We start from the raw sequence: 21460 nt of genomic DNA on the forward strand, positions 1-21460 counted from the left end.
GCGTGGCAGCGAACAGCCCACGCTCCCGGCCATGCCGCTGTCGCCGCCGAGGGACCCGCATGAGCGCCGGACCGGAAACCACCACACCAGCCTGCCGTCGCCGCCGCCGGAGACGCGCCGGTGAACCTCACCCCCACCCGCACGGCCGACGGCGCCGCAGCCTTTCAGCCGCACCCGGGCGGCCCCCGCCTCGGCGTCGCCCCCGGGCCCGACCCCCGTACCGCCGCGACGGTGTGCGGGCCCCGGTGCAGTCCGCCCGTGACCCGGTCCGGGCCGGCGCTGCCGGGGTCAGGCAGCTCGCCGCTGGGCCGCCCGGACGGCCAGCCAGGCCACGACCGAGACCCCGTGGCTGTCGTGCCGCAGGTCGACGCGGGTGGCGAGGGTGTGGACGATGTCGAGGCCGCGGCCGTGCTCGTCCGGGTCGTCGCCCGCGGACGGTTCGCGTGACGGTGAGGGGTCCCCGCGATCACTGACGACGATGCACAGCGTGTCCGGATCAAGGGTCAGACACAGTGACATCTCGCTGCGGCCGTGCACGGCCGCGTTCGCAGCGAGCTCTCCCACGATCAGGACGGCCGCGTCGCACTCGTCATCCGAGAGGTGCCAGCGGGCGAGCAGATCGGCGGCGGCGGCACGCAGGCAGCCGGCGAGCGCCGTCTGCGCCGGAAGGGTGAACCGGGCCGTCCGGGAAGGGTGCGGGGGGACCAGGGCTCTCGGCCCGGGAAGTGCCAGGGGCGCGGTGTGGGAGGACATGACCGGAGCTTTCGGGCTGGGGGAACGCGATGCCACGTCGAGTGACGAGCGAAATGGGCCACAGACTCGAGAGGGCCGCGAGAGTTGTCGTAAGGCTCTGTCTACGCCGACGCCGAAGTTTATGCAATATCTTAGGCCGATAAATCCCGGAAAACATGTTAAGAGATCTTGATCGAGCTTCGCGCCGAAGACGCTCCGTGCTCAGTCCGTGGCCCCGGGCGCTGTGAGGCGGGCCCAGACCGGTCCGAGCGCCTCCAGCGCCTCCCGGTACACCTGGTACGCCTCGTCGAGTACGGCGACCCGTTCGGCGTGCGGCTCGTGGCGTCTGAGCACGGGGATGGCGGCGCGCGGGTCCGTCACGTCATCGAGCAGTCCGACGGCGGTGGCGGCGAGCAGGGCAGCTCCCCGGGCGGCACTCTCCTCCACGTCGGCCACCACGACCGGCCGCCGCAGAGCGTCGGCGAACATCTGGCTCCACACCTCGCTGCGCGCGGCGCCGCCGGTCAGGCGGGCCACCCCGCTGATCCGCAGCTTCGAGCAGAGCGCGTCGACGTGCCAGCGGTGGTTGAGAACGACGCCTTCCATCAGAGCCCGCAGCAGATGGCCGCGGCCGTGCCAACCGCGCAGACCGAGGAACGCCCCTGACGTCGGCCGCGAGTACGGCGAGCCGTAGACGAACGGGTGGAACAGCACCTCGGACGGGCCGTCCAGGTGCGCCTCGACCTCCCGGCCAATCGCCTCGTGGACGCCGCCCCGGTGCTCGGCCGGTGCGCCCGTGGCCTGCAGGAACCACTCCAGATTCGCCACCGAAGCGGGTGAGGTGGACATGGTCATCCACCGCCCCGGGCGGACGAAGCGACGGACCTGCCAGCGCGGATCGACGACAGGACGCTCGCTGATCACCTGATTGACGCTGAACGACCCGGCAATCAGGCACAGTTCGCCCGGCGTCGTGGCGCCGATCCCGAGCGCGGCGGCGTCGACGTCATGGGACCCTGTGACGACGGGGGTGCCGGCCATGAGCCCGGTGAGCGCCGCGGCCTCGCGGGCGACGGTTCCGCTCACCGCGTCACAGGCCAGCACGTGCGGCAGCCTGCCGGCGAGCGAGCCGAGGCCGTACAGGTCGAGCAGTTCCGGCGAGTAGCCGCCCTGCCGCATGTCGGTGAACGAGGCACTGGCGTCCGTGGGATCGGTGGCCACCGCGCCCGTCAGCCTCAGTCGCAGCCAGTCCTTGCAGGACAACAGCCAACGGGCCCGTTGAAGCACGTCCGGCTCATGGCGGGCGAGCCAGGCCAGCAGGGCGGCCGGGGAACCCGCGAAGGGGACCGTGCCCGACAGCTCCAGGACACGGGACCAGAGCGGAGTGCCCCGCCACTCCGCCAGCACTGGTTCGGCGCGCGTGTCCATCGCCACGATCGCGGCCCGTACCGGCCGGCCCCGCTCGTCGACCGCGTACAGGCCGTCGCCGTGCCCGGTCAGCCCCACCGCGGAGACGGACGGCGCCGCATCCGGGCCCGCCTCGGCGAGACAGGCGGCGATGGCCTCGTGCGCCGTCCGCCACACATCGTCCATCTCCCGCTCGACCCAGCGGGGTCGCGGGGTGTTCAGCGGCACCGTACCGGTGCCCCGCGCCACCGCTCGGCCGGTGGCATCGAACAACACGGCCTTGGTCACGGTGTGTCCCGCGTCGACGCCGAGCACCAGTTCACGCGCCAACGTCACACCCACCCCAGTTCGACGGCGTTGACCGCCGCGGCGCACCGGCCGGTCGCGGCGAGTTCGGCGACGGCCTCGGCGACGAGCCGCGCCGAACGCAGCGTCGTGGTCGTCGTGTCACCGGCGTAGTGCGTGGTGATCGTGACGTTGCCGAGCGAGCGCCAGGGGCTGTCCGCGGGAAGCGGCTCCTGGTCGTGCACGTCGAGCGCCGCTCCGGCGATACGCCGGTTCACCAGCGCTTCGTACAGGGCACCGTTGTCGACCAGGCGGCTGCGCGCGGTGTTCACGAAGTACGCGGTCGGCTTCATCAGCGCAAAGTGCCGTGCGCCGAGGAACCGTTCCGTGTCGGCCGTCAGCCGGGCGAAGAGCTGCACGATGTCGGACTCGCGGAAGACGGTGTCCAGCCCCTCTGCCCGCACGACGCCGTAACGTGCCGGCACGTCGTCGGGCACGTACGGGTCATACGCGAGCAGACGGGCGCCGAAGCCCCGCATCCGCTCGGCGAACGCCCGTCCCACCTGCCCCAGACCGATCAGGCCGACCGTGCTGCCGCCGATCTCCCGGCCCGGGCCGGCGAAGTCCTTCCGCCATCCGCCGGCCCTGACGGAGGCGTCCGCCCGGGTGATGTCCCTCGCTTCCGCGAGCATCAGTCCGATGGCCAGTTCGGCGACGGCCGAGGCGTTGCGGCCCCGCACCGGTACGACCGCCACGCCGCGGGCGGTCGCGGCGGCGACGTCGACGTTCTCCAGCCCCGCACGGGCGACGCAGAGGGCCCGCAGCCGCGGAGCGGCCCGGAGCACCTCCGGAGTCACCGGCGCGAAGTGGACGGCCAGCACCTCGGCCTCGCCCACCGCTTCCACGATCTCGCCGGGCACCGGCACGGCCCCGGGCCCGTGCCACTCCATGGTCTGCTGCGCCGCATGCTGTTCCGCCTTGGTTCCCGACCAGTCGACGCTGCGGATCGGCCCGAGGCGCAGATCGCACAGCTCCGCCAGGGCGTCGACGTAGTACCCGGCAGGGATGAAGCGATCACCGACGATCACGACGCGCACTGTGGCCTCCTCGCATACCCAGAACCACCGCTCATGGGAGCCGATCGTCCCACGGAGGATCAGGTATCGCGACGAACCGGAACAATGAAGACATTCACCGGCAGCTGTGCACCAAGAACCGGATCGGCTGAGCTGTGCGGCACCTCGAGGTCTCCGTCCGCACGGCCGCCGCAGGTCCCAGCCCTGCTCACGCACCCGGCCCGACGCACCGGAACGGCCGGCGGGCCGACCGGCTCCGCTCCCTCTCGCGGGCAGCGGAGCCGGGCCGGATGCAGGTCAGGGCGTCACGACGGACGCTTCACTGTCCAGGGGTCCGGGTTGTCCCCCACCGTGACTACGGCCCGACCTCCCGCACGATGAGGTCCGCCGCTCGCTCCGCCGTCGTCTCACCGTGGTTGTCGATGACGAGATCCGGAGTGCGGGGGAACTCCGCGCGGGTGTCGACCCCGACGACGCCGCGCAGAGCCCCGGCATCCGTCCCTTGAGGGCCGTAGAACGCGGCGCGGCCCTCGCGTGTGCGCAGCTCCTCGATCGGCGCCCGCAGCCAGACCTCGAGATAGCCGGGGGTATGGCGGCGGTTCCAGTCGTGGACTTCGTGGAGGAGCGAGATCGTCGAGCAGACGACCAGGTGGCCCTGGGCGGCCAGTTGGTGGGCGAGCTGGGCGTAGAACATCGCGAGGCGGCGCCGGTCCGCCGGCTCGTATCCGAACACCACCGGAAGGATCTCGCGCAGGCGGTCACCGTCGAGCAGGACCGGCCGCCGGCCGGAGGCGATCAACCGGTCTGCCACCAGGCGCGCCACCGTGCTCTTTCCCACGCCGGACAGACCGGTGATCCATACGACTCCGTGCTTCATTCGGATGTCTCCTCCCGGGGCGAGCCCGATGGGTCCTGGGGTGCGTTGGCCTGGTCCGCGTCGAGGCGCCGCAGAACCTCGATACCGACGGGGATGTCCGACGGGTGGTCGAACTCGAACCAGGGTCCGGCGGCGGGCACGGTGGCGATCTCCAGCAGTCGCCGCTCGACCAGGTGCCGGAGCAAGCCCGTCATGTCCAGTGCGGCGACACGGGCGTCAGCGGACCTGGTACGCCGGATGACCGACCAGGCCGTCGGCGTCATCCGGAGCAGCCCCATGTACTGGCCGTGCACCTCTTCGACGCTCAGTGCCCGGCCGCCGATGTCCATCAGGTGTCCGGCCTCGTCCCGGACGAACGTCTCCGCGTCGCTGAGCGGGTCCGCGAACCGGCGGCTCCACAGGGCGAGCCAGTGCGGGTCGTAAGCAATCGCCAACTCCGCGTCCGCAGCGGCGAGTCGGCGTACGGTGTCGGCACCGTACACGATGTCGCCGTACGAGATCAGTACGGCGTCCTCGGACAGCCAGGGCTCGGCCATCGCCAGCGACTGCGCCATCGTCGTCCGCGCCCACTCGCGGTTGCGGAAGACCGGGTAGCCGGTCGCGTCGAAGGCCTCGGCATGCCAGCCCGCGACTACGCCGACGCACTCGGCCCCGCCTGCCCGCAGCGCCGCCACCTGCCGTTCCAGGAGGGTCCGTCCGGCAATCTCGACCAGGCACTTCGGGCGGTCGTCGGTGAGCCGCCCCAGCCGGGAGCCGCGGCCTGCGGCAAGGATGATCGCCTTCACGCGGCTCCCCCGCCCAACAACTCCCGTACCGCGCGGACATCGGCCGGATCGAAGTCGGCTTCCCGCTCCGGATGCCACATGATCCCCTGGACCCGGGCGTCGCGGTGGCGGATCGCTTCGATCACGTCGCCGCAGGAGGCGGTGGCCTCGAGGGGCGCCGTCACCTCGCGGGCCGCCAGCCGGTGGTAGCTGTTGACGCTTCGGATCACTCCGTCGGTGCCGACAATCTCGTGACGGGTGGCCACATGGCCCTCGACGCGGACGAGTCCGGCCCCGAAGGCCCGCAGAATGACCTGCATGCCGCGGCACACTCCCAGCAGCGGGACGTCCTCCTGCACGGCCCAGCCCAGCAGCCCCGCCTCGGTTTCGTCCCGTTCCGGTGAGGGACCGCCGTACTCGGCCAGGTCCTCTCCCCCGGAGAGCACCACACCGCGCAGCCCGGCCTCGTGTGCCGTGCGCAGCGCCAGAGCCGGATCGTTCGGCAGCGGCACCGGGGTGACTCCGCAGGCCGACAGGAAGGGGAACCAGCGTGCGTCCAGGGCGCAGCGCCGCTCTCCGAACTCATTGGGCGGCAGGGCCCGTTGTGTGATGCCGACCAACGTCATGGCAGCACCGCCACCATGCCGCCGGCCGCGTCGATGTCCAGCGCCCGGGCATGCGACCACTGGCGGAACAGCGCTTCCCCGACCCCCACCACCGCCGGGATGCCGAGTTCCAGCGCCCGTATCGCCATGTGGGAGTTGACGCCGCCGAACGCCGTCACCAGACCCCGGATGCCAGAGGCGAAGAGCCAGTCGTAACCGGGGTCGGCACTCGCGATGAGGGCGATCGCGCCCTGCGGCGGGTTCCCGGCGTCGATATCGGCCACGTGGGCGAGTACCCGGCCGTGGGTGACAAAGTTGGGCTGCGCCTGCGGGGACACGAAGCTCCACGCGTCGTGTTCGCTGGTGACCAGGGGCGGCAGGCAGACCGTTCGGCTGTCCGCGTACGCCTCGCGCCCCCGGTCCACGGCCTCGCGGAGGACGCGTCGGTTCTCGGCGGGGTCACCGGTAAGGGTGCCGATGGTGGCGCAGTCCACGTACGACATGTCGTCGGCGGTGAATCCCAGTCGCTCGCCGCACTGCCGGATCGCCACGAGTGTGTCGCTGAGCACCGACGTGAAGTCGAACTTGCCGTTCTCCCGGCCCCGGATCGCGGCCCCGATGAAGTGCAGCAGCCGTCGGGCGTCGAAGGTGAAGCCCTCGCGGGCGATGAGCCGGTCGATGCCCCGCAGTTGTACCGCCGACGGCTTGAACACGGGCGGCCGGCCGCTGTCACGCCGTGGGCGGGACCAGTCGAAGTACCGCTCGGGCGCCTCGTCGTAGCGCGGCGAGAGGATGTCGTAGGTGCCCGGTCGCAGATGACCGTACTTCTTGAGGAAGGGCTGTTGGTCCATTGCGGTGAAATCGCGCTGCAACTCGCCGGCCACCAGACCGAGGCCGCCGATGAACTCCACCTTCTCGGCGGGTGACAGGACTCCTTCGGCGACCAAGTCGTCGAGCAGCTCGGTGGAGATGAACGCCGCGCGGGCCAGGGCCGCGAACGGCTCGGTTCCGAACTCGGCGCAGACCGTGAGCCGGGACGCCATGGCCGGCCCGCAGCACCCTGGCTGCCCGGCCGCGCACCCGGGCGCGTGCGCCGCGGGTACGCGCGCTGAGTCGAGCCGCGACAGCCGGTCGAGGTCTTCCTCCCACAGGCTCCCTGAGACCAGCCGGTCGGTCAGCCTCCGTAAACTGGTGCGGAGCGTGGCGCGGTCCTCGGCTCCGAACCCCGCGTCCGACAGCTCGGCCAGCCGTTCCCCGGTCCGGAAGGCATGCGCGGACACCACGATCCTCGACTCCACCTTGTCGTGCAGATGCGGCGAGGCGACCAGCCGCGCCAACCAGTGGTCGACCAGCCGTCCGGCGAGGTCCGTGGGGACGTCGCGCGGGATGAAGGAGGTGGCGCTGGCTCGCACGTCGATGTACGCGAGTCCGGCGAAGTCGACCAGCAGCGGGACGCCGCGCAGGTCTCGGTAGCCGTAGCGGTGACGGGCGCGCGCCCACACCTCGTCGGTGATCAGCCGCCGGTACAGGGACAGCGCCAAGGGCCGCGGCCGCAGCCCGATCATCTCCGCGGGATTCCAGTCGGGCATCACCCCGAAGACGCCGCGTCCTCCGAGTACCGCGGGCGCGGCGTGGCCGGCGTCGGCGATCCGCTCGGCCACCTTCGTGAGGACCGTGCGGTGCGCGGCCGGGGTCACCGGCGTGGCGGCGCAGACCAGTGGTCTCGCCTGGAGCAGGACCAGCTCGTCCTCCGCGTCGACGGCGAACTCGACCTCAATAGGTGACTGTCCGGTCAACTCGGTGATTTCGGCCAGCAGTTGCCACACCCCGGACAGCAGCGGCGTCGGCGCCGTGGCCGACCGGTCGTACGCGGCGCCGTAGGAGATCCGCAGGGCCGCCGGCCGCCCGCCGGTCACGGCATCGGTACGGTCGTCCTCGCTCCAGTTCACGACGGCGTACGGCGCGCCACTGCTCGGGTCGCAGGAACACGCCACCCCACTCGCCCGGGACCCGGTCAACTCGGGCTGGATGAGCACTTGGTCGTCCTGGCGCCGCTGGTCGTACGAAGCGAACACCTCGTCGACGGCTGCCGCCAGCTCGGCCCTGCCGCGCCGCCCGGTGAGCGAGCGGAAGCGCCCCGCCTGGGACCCTGTCGCGGTGTCCTCGGTCACCGCGCTGCTGCGCACGATGAGAGCACCTGCGGCCCATTCCTGGCGCAGTACCTCATCAAGCAGCCGCTCCCTGGACATGCGCCACTCGTGCAGCGCGAAGTAGCTCAGGGGCAGCACGCGCGCGGTGGTGACCAGCGGGGCCAGGCGCGCCAGTGATTCGGCCTTGGTGCCCAGGCGGACGCCGACGCGGTTCACCACCCGGCGCCCTCACGGCTCGCCCGGGCGATCCACGCCCGGGTCACGTACGGCACGTCGATGTGCTCCGCGCCCGCCCCGAGCACCACCTCTCGAATGGCGTCGAGCACTTCATCGAACTGCTGCCCGGCCTGCTCACCCAGCGTGGCGTGTGAGGCCCAGGCGTCGCACCACGCGTCTGCCCGCAGCCGGAAGACCGTGCGGCCGGACAGTTGAACGGGCGACTCGAACAGCCCGCTCTCCTCGATGACGGGGCGTTGGTCGGTCCGGCGGGTTCCGTAGGTGTAGCCGGGCACCCGCTCGTGGATGAGACGTTCGACCCGTGCCTGGAGCGGATCCTCCAGATCGCGGTGGTTCCACAGGCACACGAAGAAGCCGTCCGGTTCCAGGATGCGGGCGGTCTCCTTGAGAGCGGCCAGGCGGTCCGTGCGGTCGAACGACGAACCGAAGGTCACCAAGCGGTAGTGTCCGCTCGGCCGTCCGCTGGTCTCCCCTGTGCCGTTGTGCCATGTCACATCGCTGAACCGGGCCGTGCGCCGTTCGCCGGTGGCGCGCATGGCGGCGGTGGGCTCCACGGCTTCGACCCGCAGCCCGTACTCCAAGAGCGGCTCGGTCAGATGGCCGGAGCCCGCGCCGATGTCGCAGACCAGGTCTCCGGGCCGCACGCCCGCTGCCCGGAGCACGCTGCGGATGACGCTCGGCACGTACTCCGCGCGCTCCTGGTATGTCGCGGCGTAGGGGGAGTAATCGAACGAAGGGGTCATGGCTCTCCTCATGGGGATGTGGGGGGGGGATCAACGCGGTGGAACCCGACGGGACGTGACGCGATGTATTGCAGGGGGTGGCGGAGCCCGGGTACTCGACCGACCGACGCGCTACCGGCTGTCCCGTGTGCGGGATGTCGCCAGCTGGTAGCCGAACGTGGCCGCGGTCTCCAGCAGTCGCGGTGTCCGGAAGCGGGCGGCGACGCTCTCGTCGCCGTACCACTCCCGCCACTCCCCGACCATGCCGCGTCGCATGATCCGGGGCTGGCTGCCGACGGCACCGGCCGCCGCCGAGACCCGCTCCTCGTGGGCGCGCATGTTCTCGTACCGGCTGTGCCGCACCGCCTGCTCGACCGCCGCCGGTGTCCGTGACACGCCGAACACCTCGAGCAGACGGGACGCGGTGGCCTCCGGGTCGGCCTTGAGATCTTCGAACCGGATCACCGTGGAACGGCGGAAGCGAGGCAGTGCGGCCGTCCACGCGGCGTAGAAACCGGCCCACCCCGCGATGGGGGGTTCGTCGTTGACACCACGGCCGTCGAGGAACTCGGCGAACGTGCCCTGTACGTTCACACCCTCGAGCGGCCATTGCGCGGCGAAGCTGCGAAACCACTGGAAGGACGAGTGCACCGCGTCACGCGGGTCGCGGACCAGGAGCACGGCGCCGGCCAGCCGACCGTGGTCGAAGTGGTCCGGGTACAGGTGGTTCTTGAAGAACCGCGGCCCGTCGTCCGCCCCGCCCTCGCCGCCTCCGGCGTTCCGGTCGCTGGCGGCGGTGGCGGACAGCCTGCTCCGGTAGGCCAGGCGGTCTTCGATGACCTGCGATGTACCGTCCTCGCCCACGGCTTCCGTGTACGGGTCGACGTACGCGATCCCCAACTCGATCAGGATGTTGCCGATGAGCGCTGCCCCGGAGCCGGGATAGCCCGCGACCACCACGTCCCGCGCGCCGAGGCGGGCTGCGTTGCGCATGTGCAACTTGACCGGGTCGGCCACCTCCGCTCGCAGAGGTTCCATGTCGTTCCCCTTCTCATGTGTGTACAGCGGGTGGCCCGGGCCGCGGTCAGTCGACATCGCCGTAGACGGCCGTGGTGATGTTTCCGCCGAATCCCAGGCCGAGTTGGGCGGTGATGCCGCCCCGGTGCGTGATCCGTCCGCGAGCCAGCTGAGGATGTGCCTCGGCCTCGGCGGCTGCTGCGGGAAGCAGGCCCTCGCTGTACGCCCGGGCGGTGATGACGGTCTCCAGCAGAGGGGCGGTGCCCATGGCATGGCCCAGCATGGGCTTGAAGCAGTAGGCGACCGACTGCTTGCCCAAGTGCTCGGCCACGGCGGCGTCGGCCTCGTTGCACTGCGCGGTGCCCGTGGCGTGCGCGGCGTAGAAGTCGACGTCCTCCCGGGCGACTTCGGCGTGGCCGAGCGCGGTGTCCATGGTTCGGATGAGGTATTCGAAGGACGGCGCGATGGAGACCGGGTGGTAGGCGTCGTTGCCCAGCGCGGAGCCCAGCAGGCGGATGCGCCCCTCGGTTCCGGGCTGCCGCGCCGGCGCCAGCACGAGCGCCGCCGCGCCCTCGCCCATGATGAAGCCGCGGGTGCCCTCGTGGAACGGTCGGCACACCTCGCTGGGTGGAGCGTCGTACACCAGGGCTTTGAGAGCGGCGAAGGCGCGTATCTCCTCACCGTCGTAGCCGACATCGGCCGAGACCACCACCACGTCCGTCGCGTCGCCGGTGGCCAGCAGGCGCTGTCCGATGGCCAGCGCGTGCAGCCCGGACGTGCACGCGGCACTGATGACCATGGACGGCCCGTGGAACTGGTATTGCTCGATCACGCGGGCCGCCGGGGTGGTCCACACCTGCTCGACGAACCGGCGGCGGGGGTTGCCTTGCTCCGGCTCGAGGTACCGCTGCCGCCACCGTTCGCGGTCGGCCCCAGTGGTGGCGTACAGCAGGGCGACCCGCTCCCCCGGCCGCCAGCCGCGGCCGAGCGCGTCGGCGATGGCCTCGTCGGCGGCGGCCGTCACCGCCCGCGCGTACCGGGTGGTCCCCGCCTCGGGGTCGCCGCCTTCGGGGATGCGGGCCAGCCAGCACGGATCGGGGAACCGTCCGCCCAGGCCGGCGTGGGCTTCGGCCGAGGTGTTGCCTGACAGCAGGCCGGACCACAGGTCGTCCATGGACCAGCCGTAGCCGCTGACCGCGCCGATACCGAGGATGTCCGCAGGGGGAATGGGCATGCTGCCGCCTTGGGTGTGAGTGCCATGGAGAGGACGAGGAAGTGCACGGACCGGAGCGCATGGTCGGCGCCGGTGGTTCCCGGCCGGGCCGGGCTGTCATGCGTGGCTTGGTCTCCCGGACTTCCGGGCGACCAGCAGGCCGTTGACGCCCGTGGGTGCGTCGGCCGCCACCGGCACCCGCCGCACCGTCGCGAAGCCGGCCCGGGCCAGCATCGACTCGTACGCCGCCCGGGAGTGATTGGCTCCGCCGACCGTGTCGACCAGCATGTTGAGGCTCATCAACGCCGCAGGTTCCGGGCCTGTGCCGTCGTCATCCACGAACCCCTCCGCAATGACCAGCACCCCTTCGTCGTCCAACGCGGCATGGCACTTGCGCAGGATGGTTTCGTTCGTGCGCTCGTCCCACATGTGCAGCACGTTGGTGAGGGTGACGAGGTCGTGGCCGCGGGGCAGTTCGTCATCGGTGAGCAGGTCGCCGCCGAGCGTGCGGACGCGGTCGTCGAGCCCGCGGTCCCTGAGCCTGAGCGCGGTCAGTTCGCACATCGCGGGCAGGTCGTAGATGGTCGCCTGCATCCGGGGGTTGAGCCGGCACAGCCGCATGCCGAGTTCTCCCGGGCCGCCGCCGACATCGAGGAGGCGACGGAACGGGGAGAAGTCGTAGGCATGCACGATCACTTCGGCGATGGAGGACGACAGGGAGGCCATCGCGTTCCAGAACAGCTCGACTTCTCCCGTGGCGTCGTCCACGGCGAACTTGCTGGGACGCGCGGCGGGGTCCCATGCCGTCGGCCGGTTCTCGCGCATGGCGGTCAGCAGGTCCTCCCAGCCGGGGTACTGCTGTTCCTCCACCAGTTGTATGAAGCCGCCGAGGTAGTGCCGCCCGGTGGAGACCAGAAACCGCTGGGCCTGGGCGCTGTTGCGGTAGCGCTCGGTGCCCGGGTCCCGGTCCAGCAGTCCCAGTGAGCAGCAGGCGGTGAGCAGCATGTGCGTGGGACGCTCAGCCAGGCCCAGCGCCGTGGTTGCCTCGGCCGTGCTCAGCGCGCCGCGCTCGGCGAGAAGGTCGAAGAGACGGAGTCGGACGGCCGTTGCCAGGACCTTGGTTCTGCGAAAGCCGTCAAGGAGGTCCAGCAGGGCCGCGGGGGTGTTGCCTGAAAAGTCGGTCCGGGGGTTCCCCGTTTGCCTCACGTGCCCTCCACGGTTCCGCGATCTGTCCGGTGTTGCAGGTCGGCGTCACCCGCCGGACGCCGGTCCCGGCTCTCGACGCCTTGTGAAATGCCGTCTGTTCAGAGTTGCGCCGAGGCCGGCCATCGCGGCCGTGGCGAGGGCTCCGGAATTCTTGAGATGCATGCCGTCACCGCTGTCGAACGCGGCGTACCGCTGAGGTCGGCCGTGTCGAGGAGCAGCAGGTTGTCCGGGGATGGCGCGTCCTGGGTGATGGCGACGTGGTATCGCGCCTGCATCTCGGCTTCGATGGCCAGGTCTCGGGCGACCGGAGACACGGTGCTTCCTCTCTACGGTGATGCGAGAACTCTCTGCGGTGACGTAAAAGGAATCGCGGGCACTCAGCGCACGCGAGAGCCGAAGGAACGGTTGGGTGTGACATATTCCGGAATGCCCGGAACCAAGGATTCCGTCCACCTGGATTCGGTGTCGGGAGTGATTCCATTTCGACCGCCGGCGCCGCCGCACCGGACACTCATCCAAACCCACGCGGACTGGAACTTCAAGCAGAATGATCATCGTGCATCACTTATTCAAGGCGTGCATAAATGCAGCGCACGCCCATTTCACGCCACACCCATGGGCCCATCCGAGGCGATTCATCAACGCGGGGCAAACGGCACGCCCCGCTCGGCACACCTGACCCTCGGCAGATCCGCACGGACGCCGGCGCGAGACATGCGCGAAATCAAGCCTTCCGGCTTGAAACCCTCGACCACGAAGGATGCCGACGAACACCGAAATTTGTTACCAAAATTTGACCATGTCAGAGGTTTACGCCTGTCTCAACCGACTCCATCACGAAAATTGACACCGAAAGAACACGCTTGACTGCCGAGAGTGAAGAGGCGTTCAGCTAACGAGCGCTGCGCAACCCGAATGAGCAGGTATGTGCTCAGTTGAGCTTTCAACTCATGCCGCCCCCTTCTAGGTATGGTGTTAGATGCATCAGCGGGCAGGCGGTGGCGGCACTGTGACAAGCGAATATGTCGCGCTTTTCCTCCAGCCCGCAGTGCGTGACCGAGAAAGAACGGGGGAGCGACAGCAGCGCGGTGGTGGGCGCTGTCTGTCGCGCGATTTACTGCGACAAAACGGCCGACGGGCCGTCCTTCAAAGAATCGTCGCGTCAAGCTCCCCTTTTTCTCCTGCGAACTGTGATCACCGGACAGAAGGGGGCTTCGATGATTCGCGAACGGGTGCGTTCACCAAAAACAGATGTGGAGCTGTCGCAGATTCGCTGCTTCATGGCGGTGGTGGAGACAGGCAGTTTTACCGATGCGGCGCAACAGCTCCACGTGAGCCAGCCCACTGTCTCCCGCGCCATCCAGCGGCTGGAGGCCTCGCTCGACACCCAGCTCCTGGACCGCTCTACGCGTCGCCTGACTTTCACCGAGCAGGGCAGGAGGTTCCACGGGGACTTACAGGAGGCGTACATCCAGTTGAATCGCGCGATCAACCGACTGCACTCCTCCTCGATCCTGCGGATCGGCTTCTGCTGGCTGCTCCCCGAAGTATTCTCCCGGTTCGTCGCTCAATTCGCGAAGGAGGCCGACGTCGACTTCGAGTTCCTGCGCGACGACACCGCCACCGCCGGTTTGCACAGTGGCCACACCCATCTCGCCCTCTTGCGCAACGTTCCTGGCCATCTGCCCGTCGTCGCGGTCCCGCTGTGGGAAGAGCCCCGGGTGGCAGCCGTCGCGCGCAGTTCACCGCTGGCCCGGCGCGACCACCTGGACTGGGCGGAACTCGCGGACTGGCCGTTGGTCGAGAACACGGTGAGCGGAACGACCTCCCCGGACCTCTGGCCGACACGGCACCGCCCCAAGACGGTCGTCAGGTGCGGCAACTACGACGAATGGCTCGAGGCCGTGGCCGCTGACCGGGGCATTGGCACGGTGCCCGAACTAGCCTCCCGGCGCACCAGCCACTCCTCTGTCGTATTCGTGCCCCTCCAGAACGCCCCGGCGATACAGGTCTCCCTCGTCCTGCCCGAACGCGGCGCGCATCCCCTGGCCGAGCGTCTCGCATCAGCCGCCAGAAGGGAGTTGGGACAGGATTGACACGCCACGTGCTGCAGCGGACTTCAGGGGATCCACGGAGACGGTGCGCTGGCGCTCGCGATGCGTGGCCCGGCGGATGGCGGGCCCGGTGGACGAGCTGCGGCTGGGTCGGCGCAAGCCGGAGCCGGCGTTCTCCGAGGCCGAGCGGGCGGAGTTGACGGCTGGGCGCTGCGGGCGAAGACCGCGCAGTTTCTGGCACTGCGGGCGAGGATCGTGCTGCGGTGCGCGGAAGACGGGGCGAACAAAGAGGCCACCGCCGAACTCAGTGTATCGCAGGGGACGGTGAACCGCTGGCGGTCGTCGACGTCGCCGGCCTGTACCACCATCCGCCCGAGAAGGCGGTGGTGCTGTGCGCGGAGGAGAAGAGCCGTGCGCCAGGAGGCGCTGATGGAACGTGCGGGAGGAGGCAGACGGGGCTCCTCACCTCACACGGAAGCGGCGGCCCGACACGGTCCCGCGTCCCCGGCCCGGGCCGATATCCCGGTCCGGAACGGCCTCAGGGCGTCAGGGCGTCACGGTGGAGACCACGTACACCTTGGGGTGCGCCTTGTTGCGGAGGTCGACGGTGATGTCCTGCTGGGGCTGCGGCTGGGGCTGGGTGTGGCGGGTCCCCGCCCAGTCCTTCCCGGCGCCGAGGTTCCAGCCGACGGTCGCGGCGTCCTTGGTGCCGATCGTGACCCGGCCGCCCTTCAGCTCCTCGCGGCTGGAGCCGATGGTGCGCAGGAAGCGCTCCAGGCCGTCGTCGGACGTGACGAACTGCACGTACAGCTTGCTGACCTTCCACGAGTTGCTCTCATAGAAGGCGACGTCGGCGGAGTACGGCTGGATCGGCACGTCGTAGATGCGGCGGGTGACCTTGGACGGCCAGCCCTCGGTGAGGCCGGTGGCCGCCGCCTTGCCCTCCTTGTCCTTGCCGCTCTCCCGGCTCTGCTGGGCGGAGACCACGAGATAGCCCGCGGGAATGCCGACGAGCAGCACCACGATCAGCAGGGTGACGATCCGGCGGCGCAGGCTGGGGCCGGTGCCCAGCGGGGTCGCCCCGGCCGGGCCCTCGCCGCCGGCGGGCGGGGTCTGCCGGGGGACGGCGGGTCGCTCGGCGGAAGTCATCCTCGGCTCCCTCGTAGGTTCTGCGCATAGCGCTCGTAGCGTTCGTACCGCTCCACGCGGCGTCGGTTGGCACGGCGGAAGCGGCGGGCGACGAGCCGGGCGAGGTCGGCGGCGCCGACGAGGCCCGCCTCGTTGCCGAGCTGCGCCTTCACGATCCGGGCCTCGGGGCGGTAGCCGCGGCCGGTGAGGTGGCGGCGGAAGGATTCCCGGGCCGGGCCGATGAGCAGGTCGTCCGCCGCGCTGACGCCGCCGCCGACCACGAAGCAGGACGGGTCGAGGGCGGCGGCGAGGTTGGCGATGCCGACGCCGAGCCACTGGCCGATGTCCTGGAGCAGTTCCACGCACATGGCGTCGCCCTGCCGGGCCAGGTCGGTGATGAGCGGGCCGGTGATGTCACCGATGTGCCCGCCGACCTGCTCGATGATGTTGTACGCGACCGGCGAGTCGGCGGCGGCGAGCTCGCGGGCCTCGCGGACCAGGGCGTTGCCGGAGCTGTACTGCTCCCAGCAGCCGCGGTTGCCGCAGGGGCAGCGGTGTCCGCCGGGGACGACCTGCATGTGGCCGAACTCGCCCGCGACGCCGTAGCGGCCCCGCTTGACCTTGCCGTCCTCCAGGATGGCGCCACCGATGCCGGTGCCGAGGGTGATCATGACGAGGTTGTCCTCGCCGCGTCCGGCGCCGAAGCGCCACTCGGCCCAGGCGGCGGTGTTGGCGTCGTTGTCGACCATCACGGGGACCGCGAGGCGGGCGGCGAGGGCGTCGCGCAGCGGCTCGTCGCGCCAGGAGAGGTGCGGGGCGAACAGCACCCGGGAGCGGTCGGCGTCGACCCAGCCGGCGGCACCGATGCCCACCGCGTGGACGTCGTGCCGGTCGGAGAGGTCGAGCACCAGCTCGACGATGGTGTCCTCGACGACCTTGGGGCTCTTGGACTTGTCCGGCGTCTCGGTGCGCAGCTTCTCGAGGACGTTGCCGTCGGCGTCGACGACTCCGGCGGCCACCTTGGTGCCGCCGATGTCGATGCCGACGGTCGGGACCCGCGGGGCGCTCAGGTGGGAGCGGCGCTCGCGCGTCCCGACGGTGCGGAGGACGGTGGCCCTGGCCGAGCCGCGGTGCGCGAGCTCGCGGTACGTGCTCATCTCGTCCCTTGGTTCGTGTGCGGTCGTTCGGTGCTGTTGGTGATTGTGCCAGGGGGCACGGGTCCGGGGCCTCCTGAGGGGAGGCCCGGGACCCCGTGATCACACCGGGACGGACGCACACATATGAGACGATATGCCCGGGATGCTCCTTCCGTCGGGCGCCGCCGGGTCAGGCCTCGTCGGTGGCAGCCGCGAGGTGGTCCGGGACGGGCGCCCGCTCCAGTTCGTGGCTGAGTTCCTCCAGCTCGGAGCCGCCGGCCATCTGGCGGGTGAGCTCATCCAGAGTGATCTTGTCCTTGGTGTGGCGGCCGGCCATCGCACCCCGCTTGAGCAGCACGAAGCGGTCCCCGACGAGGTAGGCGTGGTGCGGGTTGTGGGTGATCAGAACCACTCCGAGACCGGCGTCACGGGCGGCCGCCACATACTTCAGGACGACGCCGGACTGCTTCACGCCGAGGGCGGCCGTGGGCTCGTCGAGCACCAGCACCTTGGCGCCGAAGTGCACGGCCCGGGCGATCGCCACGCACTGCCGCTCGCCGCCCGAGAGGGTGCCGATGGGCTGGTCGACGTCGCGCAGGTCGATGCCCATCCGGAGCAGGGCGCTGCGGGTGGTCTCGCGCATCGTCCGCACGTCGAGGCGGCGGAAGGGGCCCCTGCCCCTGGTGGGCTCGGAGCCGAGGAAGAAGTTCCGCCAGACCGGCATCAGGGGCACCACGGCCAGGTCCTGGTAGACGGTGGCGATGCCGCGGTCCAGGGCGTCCCGGGGCGAGGCGAGGGAGGTCGGCTCGCCGTCGACGGCCAGGGTGCCGGCGTCGTGCCGGTGCAGCCCCGCGATGATCTTGATCAGGGTGGACTTGCCGGCCCCGTTGTCGCCGAGGACGCAGGTGATCTCGCCGGCGTGGACCTCCAGGGAGACGTCCTGGAGGGCTTTGATGTTGCCGTAGAACTTGCTCACCTCGGTGAGCTCGACCAGGGCTGTCACCGTGCCTCCTCGCTCGGTGTCGTGCGTCGGGGCGGCCTCGCCTGCCGCGTTCGCCGGGGCGCTCACTTGGTGGCCTCCGCCCGCTTGCGGACCCAGGCGTTGAGCAGGGTGGCCAGGAGGAGCATGCCGCCGAGGAAGAACTTGAACCAGTCCGGGTTCCAGTTGGCGTAGACGATGCCCTTGTTGGTCATCCCGAAGATGAAGGCGCCGAAGGCCGAGCCGATGGCCGAGCCGTAGCCACCGGTCATCAGACAGCCGCCGATGACGGCCGCGATGATGTACAGGAACTCGTTGCCGATGCCCTCGCCGGACTGCACCACGTCGTACGAGAAGAGCAGGTGCTGCCCGGAGATCCAGGCGCACAGGGCCACCGCCATGTACAGGCCGATCTTGGTGCGGCCGACCGGGACACCGACCGCGCGGGCGGCGGCGGCGCCCCCGCCGGCGGCGAAGATCCAGTTGCCGACGCGGGTGCGCAGCAGGATCCAGGTGGCCACCGCGACCAGCGCGAACCACCAGAGGACGGTGATCTGCACGTCGACGTCGCCCACGGTCAGGTGGGAGGCGAAGACGGCCTTGGCGGAGGGGAAGCCCTCCATGTCGCCGATCGTCTTGGTGGAGACGGTGCCGCTGATGAGCTTGGTGAAGCCCAGATTGAGGCCGATCAGCATCAGGAAGGTGCCGAGCGTGATGATGAAGCTGGGCAGTTCCGTCCGGACCAGCATGACGCCGTTGAAGAAGCCGATCGCCAGCGTGACCAGCAGGGACACCCCGACGCCGACCCACACGTTGGCCGTCATCTGGTAGCTGAACATCGAGGAGATCAGCGCGGACGAGGTGACCATGACGCCGGTGGAGAGGTCGAACTCCCCGCCGATCATCAGCAGGGCCACCGGCACCGCCATGATCCCGAACGTGGACGAGGCGTAGAGGACGGTGCTCAGGCTGGGCGCCCGCAGAAAGCTCTCCGCGGCGACCGAGAAGAAGAGGAAGACCGCGACGGCGCCGACGACCGCGCCCAGCTCGGGCCGGCCCATCAACCGGCGCAGCAGCGAGGTCTCCAGCAGCCGCTCGTCGGTGGCGGTGGGCGTCTTGACCAGGGCTGTCATCGCGTCCCCCGCTTCGTGTACCGCTCCAGGGCCGAGGCGTCCTTCTTGTGGATGATCTCCGGGCCGGTGAGCACCGGCTTTCCGCCGCCGAGGACGTCGGCGTTGTACTTCTTGAGCCAGAGCAGGTCCACGGCCTCGTAGCCCTGGAGGTAGGGCTGCTGGTCGACGGCGAAGCCGAGGTCGTCGTCCTTGAGGGACTGGGCGACCTTGGCATTGAGGTCGAAGGTGTCGATCTCGGCCTTGCTGCCCGCCTGTTCCTTGGCCTTGACGGCGGTGTCCGCGAACGGCGCGCCGAGGGTGACGACGGCGTCGATGTCCTGGTCGGCCTGGAGCTTCGCCTCGATGGAGGACTGGACCTCGGGCATGTTGGTGCCCTCGACGTAGAGGTTCTTCAGCTCGCCGTCGAAGGTCTTGCGGGCCCCGTCGCAGCGCTGTTCGTGCCCCACGTTGCCCTGCTCGTGCAGCACGCAGAGGGCCTTCTTGCGGCCGCGCTTGTTGAGCTCCTCGCCGACCGCCTCACCGGCGATGGTCTCGTCCTGGCCTATGTGGGAGAGCGCGCCGAACTTCTTGGACTCGGCGGAGCCGGAGTTGACGGTCACCACGGGGATGCCGGCCTTCACGGCCTTGGTGACGACGTCCTTCATGGCGTCCGGCTTGGCCAGGCTGACGATCAGGCCGTCCACCTTCTGGTCGATGGCCGCCTGGACGAGCTGCGCCTGCTGCTGCCCCTCCTTGTGGTGCGAGTAGAGGAATTTGATGTTGTCCTTGGCCGCCGCCTGCTGGGCACCGTTCTGCACGATGTCCCAGAAGGTGTCGCCGTCTCCCGAGTGGGTGACCATGGCGAAGGTCCAGCGGGGAGTGTTCACCGCCGCGCGCCCCCCGGCCGCCTGCGCCGCACGCTCCTCCGCGCGCTTGCCGCCCGTACTGCTGCACCCCACGAGGGTCGCGCCGAGCACCGCCGCCAGCACGGCACCTGTTGCGCGTACCCCTGTCCGAACCGTTGCCACGAAGACATGCCTCTCTCGCTGTGACCTGACTGTGTGAGCCGTGCCGGCTCCCCGACCGACGACCGTACGGCGGGACGGTGCCGCGGACCGTACCCGCCGGTCACCGCGCCGCTCGTCGTCCTGCCTGTTGTGCCGTCCGATCCTGTTGTGCTGCCCGATGTGCTGCTCGGTCTGCTGCCTCATGTGCTGTGGTGCGTGCTCCTCGGGGCTGCCGGGCCGTGCGGACCCGGGCCCGGCCGCCCAAGTATCGGTCACCCCTGTTCGTGCCGGTTTCATCGGGTGCCGCGGTGCCGGGATCCCCAGGCGCGGATCCTCCGTGGTCCCGACGGCGGCGGGGGAAAGCGGGCACCGCGGACGGCCGCCGTCCGGACTCCGGGTCTGCGCGCCATGGTGGGTCCGCCTTCCCTCCTGAGCCGCCCGATTGCGACTGGTGGAGTTCTAACGGCGGCCGGCACAGGCCGTCAATACTTTGTCCGAACATTCTTACGCGGACGGGTTTCCGGGGTGGACAGAGGGAGCAGGGCGGGAGGTATCGGGCTCGGGGGAAGCGGTGGGGGCCCGGTGGCCCGGCCTCCGGGCCGGGGGTGGATGACCTCAAAAAAACGGCACAGCGACACCCCGGGGCCGGTGACACCGAACCGGGTGAGTGTCGGGGTGGGTGCCGCGGGGCCCGGATTCCGGCACCGAGCCGGGATACGGCCCCGGGCCGCCTCAGGGGCGGACGAGCAGCTGGAACTCGAAGGCGTAGCGCGAGGCGCGGTAGGTGTGCGAGCCGAACTCGACCGCCCGGCCCGTGTCGTCGAAGGTCGTGCGCTCCATGGTGAGCAGCGGCGCCCCCTCGGGCTCCCCCAGTTGCTCGCCCTCGTCGGCGGTGGCCGCGCGCGCGCCGACCGCCTGCCGGGCGCTGTGCAGGGTGATGCCCGCCTCCCGCATGAGGCGGTACAGACCGGTCGACTCCAGGCGCACGGTGTCCAGGTCGAGCAGCCCGGCCGGAAGGTGGTTGCGCAGGTGGGCCATGGGTTCGCCGTGGGCGAGCCGCAGCCGCTCGACGAGGACCACGTCGGACCCCTCGGGCACCCCGAGGGCCGCGGCGACCTCGGCGCTCGCGGCTTCGGTGGTGTTCCGCAGCACGCGCGTGGCGGGGCGCTGACCGGCCGCCTCCAGGTCGTCGTAGAGGCTGCTCAGTTCGAGCGGGCGCTTGACCTGGCTGTGCACGACCTGCGTGCCGACGCCTCTGCGGCGCACGAGCAGACCCTTGTCGACCAGCGACTGGATCGCCTGGCGGACGGTGGGCCGGGAGAGGCCGAGCCGCCCGGCGAGCTCGATCTCATTGCCCAGCAGACTGCCCGGGGCGAGCCGGCCCTTCTCGATCGCCGCCTCGAGCTGCTGGGAGAGCTGGAAATAGAGCGGGACCGGACTGCTGCGGTCCACGCTGAGCTGGAGAGACCCCGTCGGATCCGGCTGTTTCGCCACGGGGCGAGCGTAGTGGCCCGGACAGATGACGGGAAGTCGTGAAGTTCGATTGTCCGGACAAAATGACAGGAACTGCGAGGTGCGGACCCGTGCCGACGCCCGCCGTTCCCGTCGTGGGAGGCCCCACCCGCAGCCGTGGGGGGCCCCCCCCCCGGGGGGGGGGGCCCCCCCCGGGCCGCCCCCCCCCCCGCGGGGGCCCCGCGGCGGGGGGGGGGGGGGCCGGACGCAGGCTCGGACCGCGCCCGGCCGCCAGACGTGA

Annotated in this window: 19 protein-coding genes; 1 reads left to right on the forward strand and 18 read right to left on the reverse strand. The window is 70.5% G+C overall.

All coding sequences use genetic code 11. The features are described from left to right. Nucleotides 1-288: 288 nt before the first annotated feature. The 12 genes from ACFYYR_RS04495 to ACFYYR_RS04550 all read right to left on the reverse strand — a co-directional run bounded on the left by ACFYYR_RS04495 (nucleotide 289) and on the right by ACFYYR_RS04550 (nucleotide 12605). Nucleotides 289-753 carry an ATP-binding protein gene (locus ACFYYR_RS04495; RefSeq protein ID WP_388846812.1) on the reverse strand — a complete coding sequence of 155 codons (465 nt, stop codon included), beginning with the start codon at nucleotides 751-753 and terminating at the stop codon, nucleotides 289-291. Nucleotides 754-954: 201 nt separating this feature from the next. Next, entirely contained in the window at nucleotides 955-2475 is a 1521-nt protein-coding gene (locus ACFYYR_RS04500) for an FGGY-family carbohydrate kinase (RefSeq protein ID WP_388846814.1), read from the reverse strand. Then, nucleotides 2472-3521: a 2-hydroxyacid dehydrogenase gene (locus tag ACFYYR_RS04505; RefSeq protein WP_388846816.1), complete on the reverse strand. Its 1050-nt coding sequence runs from the start codon at nucleotides 3519-3521 to the stop codon at nucleotides 2472-2474. Before ACFYYR_RS04505 ends, ACFYYR_RS04500 begins: the two co-directional genes overlap by 4 nt. A 334-nt stretch (nucleotides 3522-3855) precedes the next feature. After that, complete coding sequence (locus ACFYYR_RS04510; protein WP_388846818.1) at nucleotides 3856-4377, reverse strand: adenylyl-sulfate kinase; 522 nt, start codon at nucleotides 4375-4377, stop codon at nucleotides 3856-3858. Further along, nucleotides 4374-5162, reverse strand: coding sequence for a phosphocholine cytidylyltransferase family protein (locus ACFYYR_RS04515; protein ID WP_388846820.1), 789 nt, complete (start codon nucleotides 5160-5162; stop codon nucleotides 4374-4376). The genes ACFYYR_RS04510 and ACFYYR_RS04515 overlap by 4 nt, the downstream gene beginning before the upstream one ends. Continuing rightward, the gene (locus ACFYYR_RS04520; RefSeq protein WP_388846822.1) at nucleotides 5159-5767 is read right to left on the reverse strand and encodes a gamma-glutamyl-gamma-aminobutyrate hydrolase family protein; all 609 of its coding nucleotides are present in this window, start codon (nucleotides 5765-5767) and stop codon (nucleotides 5159-5161) included. The genes ACFYYR_RS04515 and ACFYYR_RS04520 overlap by 4 nt, the downstream gene beginning before the upstream one ends. Further along, nucleotides 5764-8112: a PEP-utilizing enzyme gene (locus ACFYYR_RS04525; RefSeq protein ID WP_388846824.1), complete on the reverse strand. Its 2349-nt coding sequence runs from the start codon at nucleotides 8110-8112 to the stop codon at nucleotides 5764-5766. The genes ACFYYR_RS04520 and ACFYYR_RS04525 overlap by 4 nt, the downstream gene beginning before the upstream one ends. Then, nucleotides 8109-8876, reverse strand: a complete 768-nt coding sequence (locus ACFYYR_RS04530; protein ID WP_388846826.1) for a class I SAM-dependent methyltransferase — start codon at nucleotides 8874-8876, stop codon at nucleotides 8109-8111. Before ACFYYR_RS04530 ends, ACFYYR_RS04525 begins: the two co-directional genes overlap by 4 nt. A 111-nt stretch (nucleotides 8877-8987) precedes the next feature. Further along, the gene (locus ACFYYR_RS04535) at nucleotides 8988-9893 is read right to left on the reverse strand and encodes a sulfotransferase domain-containing protein (protein WP_388846828.1); all 906 of its coding nucleotides are present in this window, start codon (nucleotides 9891-9893) and stop codon (nucleotides 8988-8990) included. A gap of 46 nt (nucleotides 9894-9939) precedes the next feature. After that, nucleotides 9940-11106: a beta-ketoacyl synthase N-terminal-like domain-containing protein gene (locus tag ACFYYR_RS04540; protein ID WP_388846830.1), complete on the reverse strand. Its 1167-nt coding sequence runs from the start codon at nucleotides 11104-11106 to the stop codon at nucleotides 9940-9942. A 96-nt stretch (nucleotides 11107-11202) separates the two neighbouring features. Then, on the reverse strand, nucleotides 11203-12291 hold the full coding sequence (locus tag ACFYYR_RS04545) for a methyltransferase (RefSeq protein WP_388846831.1): 1089 nt from the start codon (nucleotides 12289-12291) through the stop codon (nucleotides 11203-11205). A 98-nt stretch (nucleotides 12292-12389) separates the two neighbouring features. After that, nucleotides 12390-12605: a hypothetical protein gene (locus ACFYYR_RS04550; RefSeq protein ID WP_388846832.1), complete on the reverse strand. Its 216-nt coding sequence runs from the start codon at nucleotides 12603-12605 to the stop codon at nucleotides 12390-12392. 738 nt (nucleotides 12606-13343) lie between these two features. On the opposite strand from ACFYYR_RS04550, the gene ACFYYR_RS04555 reads away from it, so the two are divergent. After that, on the forward strand, nucleotides 13344-14387 hold the full coding sequence (locus tag ACFYYR_RS04555) for a LysR family transcriptional regulator (RefSeq protein WP_388846834.1): 1044 nt from the start codon (nucleotides 13344-13346) through the stop codon (nucleotides 14385-14387). A 504-nt stretch (nucleotides 14388-14891) separates the two neighbouring features. Here the strand turns inward: ACFYYR_RS04555 and ACFYYR_RS04560 are convergent. From ACFYYR_RS04560 to ACFYYR_RS04585, 6 genes are all read right to left on the reverse strand, one after another. Then, complete coding sequence (locus tag ACFYYR_RS04560; protein WP_388846836.1) at nucleotides 14892-15494, reverse strand: hypothetical protein; 603 nt, start codon at nucleotides 15492-15494, stop codon at nucleotides 14892-14894. After that, nucleotides 15491-16630, reverse strand: a complete 1140-nt coding sequence (locus ACFYYR_RS04565) for an ROK family glucokinase (protein ID WP_388846837.1) — start codon at nucleotides 16628-16630, stop codon at nucleotides 15491-15493. Before ACFYYR_RS04565 ends, ACFYYR_RS04560 begins: the two co-directional genes overlap by 4 nt. 169 nt (nucleotides 16631-16799) lie before the next feature. Continuing rightward, nucleotides 16800-17612, reverse strand: a complete 813-nt coding sequence (locus ACFYYR_RS04570; protein ID WP_388846839.1) for an ATP-binding cassette domain-containing protein — start codon at nucleotides 17610-17612, stop codon at nucleotides 16800-16802. 62 nt (nucleotides 17613-17674) lie between these two features. Further along, nucleotides 17675-18721, reverse strand: coding sequence for an ABC transporter permease (locus ACFYYR_RS04575; protein WP_388846841.1), 1047 nt, complete (start codon nucleotides 18719-18721; stop codon nucleotides 17675-17677). Next, nucleotides 18718-19728 carry a sugar ABC transporter substrate-binding protein gene (locus ACFYYR_RS04580; RefSeq protein ID WP_388846843.1) on the reverse strand — a complete coding sequence of 337 codons (1011 nt, stop codon included), beginning with the start codon at nucleotides 19726-19728 and terminating at the stop codon, nucleotides 18718-18720. The genes ACFYYR_RS04575 and ACFYYR_RS04580 overlap by 4 nt, the downstream gene beginning before the upstream one ends. 711 nt (nucleotides 19729-20439) lie before the next feature. Continuing rightward, a complete protein-coding gene (locus ACFYYR_RS04585; RefSeq protein WP_388847269.1) occupies nucleotides 20440-21159 on the reverse strand; it encodes a GntR family transcriptional regulator in 720 nt (239 codons plus the stop codon). Between the last annotated feature and the right edge of the window lie 301 nt (nucleotides 21160-21460).

The sequence above is a fragment of the Streptomyces sp. NPDC001922 genome (assembly GCF_042891165.1).
Lineage (GTDB): Bacteria > Actinomycetota > Actinomycetes > Streptomycetales > Streptomycetaceae > Streptomyces.

Coding starts and splice junctions, on each gene's coding strand:
- ACFYYR_RS04495 (WP_388846812.1), bottom strand. CDS start 753: ATGTCCTCCCACACCGCGCCCCTGGCACTTCCCGGGCCGAGAGCCCTG.
- ACFYYR_RS04510 (WP_388846818.1), bottom strand. CDS start 4,377: ATGAAGCACGGAGTCGTATGGATCACCGGTCTGTCCGGCGTGGGAAAG.
- ACFYYR_RS04520 (WP_388846822.1), bottom strand. CDS start 5,767: ATGACGTTGGTCGGCATCACACAACGGGCCCTGCCGCCCAATGAGTTC.
- ACFYYR_RS04530 (WP_388846826.1), bottom strand. CDS start 8,876: ATGACCCCTTCGTTCGATTACTCCCCCTACGCCGCGACATACCAGGAG.
- ACFYYR_RS04535 (WP_388846828.1), bottom strand. CDS start 9,893: ATGGAACCTCTGCGAGCGGAGGTGGCCGACCCGGTCAAGTTGCACATG.
- ACFYYR_RS04540 (WP_388846830.1), bottom strand. CDS start 11,106: ATGCCCATTCCCCCTGCGGACATCCTCGGTATCGGCGCGGTCAGCGGC.
- ACFYYR_RS04560 (WP_388846836.1), bottom strand. CDS start 15,494: ATGACTTCCGCCGAGCGACCCGCCGTCCCCCGGCAGACCCCGCCCGCC.
- ACFYYR_RS04565 (WP_388846837.1), bottom strand. CDS start 16,630: ATGAGCACGTACCGCGAGCTCGCGCACCGCGGCTCGGCCAGGGCCACC.
- ACFYYR_RS04575 (WP_388846841.1), bottom strand. CDS start 18,721: ATGACAGCCCTGGTCAAGACGCCCACCGCCACCGACGAGCGGCTGCTG.